Origin of the sequence: Kitasatospora sp. NPDC058190 (assembly GCF_042883685.1) — a bacterium.
GTDB lineage: Bacteria > Actinomycetota > Actinomycetes > Streptomycetales > Streptomycetaceae > Kitasatospora.
In genome coordinates this window covers 1-1273 of the sequence record NZ_JBHVVI010000302.1, presented here as the reverse complement: position 1 = coordinate 1273, position 1273 = coordinate 1, and the positions used below count along the sequence as shown (strand labels likewise).

General features: G+C 75.5%; 1 protein-coding gene. It reads right to left on the bottom strand.

Annotated features, from left to right (window positions below; translation table 11 throughout):
• A partial coding sequence (locus tag ACFVWU_RS44955; protein ID WP_387632534.1) for a condensation domain-containing protein occupies window positions 1–1273 on the bottom strand: 1273 nt, incomplete at both ends.

Sequence of the window (1273 nt, the reverse complement as noted above, 5' to 3'; positions counted from 1 at the left end):
GCGTGTGTACAGCGCCGCCAACGCCGCCTGCAGCACCATGAACAGACTCGCACCCGAACGCCGCGCCAACTCCGCCAGAGCGGCGTGCAGTTCGGGGCTCAACTCCAGGCCGACGTGGTCCCCGTGCCAGCCCGCGACGGCGGGCCGCGGCCGGTCGGCGGGCAGTTGGAGCAGCTCCGGCAGCTCGGAGAGCTGTCGCTTCCAGTAGTCGAGCTGCTCGGCGAACCGGCTCTGCGGGTCGGCGGCGTCGCCGAGCAGGTCACGCTGCCACAGCGTGTAGTCGGCGTACTGCACCGGAAGGTCCGGCCGGCCCGGCGCACGCCCCTCGCTCCGGGCGGCGTAGGCCTCGGCCAGGTCGCGGGCCAGCGGACCGGTGGACCAGCCGTCGCCCGCGATGTGGTGCATCACCAGCAGCAGCACGTGCTCGTCCGGCGCGATCGCGAACAGCTCCGCCCGCAGCGGCGCTTCCGCCTCCAGGTCGAAGGGCCGCCGGGCGAACTCGGCGAGCCGGTCCGGCAGTTCGTCCTCCGACACCTCGGTCAGCCGTGCCCGGGGGCGGGCCTCGGCCGGGTCCAGGACGCGCTGGCAGGGTACGCCGTCGGCCTCCGGGAAGACCGTCCGCAGGCTCTCGTGCCGGGCCACCACGTCGACCAACGCCTGGTCCAGTGCCGCTCGGTCGAGTGTCCCGGTCAGTTGGAGTGCCAGCGGGATGTGGTAGGTCGCTGCGGCGGCGTCCATGCGGTGCAGGAACCAGAGCCGGCGCTGGGCGAAGGACAGCGGCACCGGCTCCGGCCGCTCGTGCACGGTCAGCGCCGGGCGGGCGCGGCCGGCCTCGGCCAGCGCCTCGGCCAGGCCCGCCACGGTGGGCGCCTGGAACAGCGCGCGCAGTCCCAGCTCCACACCGAGCACCGAGCGCACCCGCGCGGCCAGCCGGGTGGCGAGCAGCGAGTGCCCGCCCAGGCCGAAGAAGTCGTCGTCGACCCCGACCCGCGGCACGCCGAGCACCTCGGCGAACAGCTCGCACAGGATCTGCTCCTGCGGGGTGCGCGGCGCCCGCCCGGCCTCGGCCGAGCCGAGGTCGGGAGCGGGCAGCGCAGCCCGGTCCAGCTTCCCGTTCGGCGTCAGCGGCAGCGCGTCCAGCAGGACGAACGCGGACGGCACCAGGTAGTCGGGCAGCCGGTCGCGCAGGTGCGCCGCCAGCTCCGCGGGGCGGACGGCCGCGTCCGGACGGGCCGCCACGTAGCCGATGAGCCGGTCGTCCTGGGCCAGGACC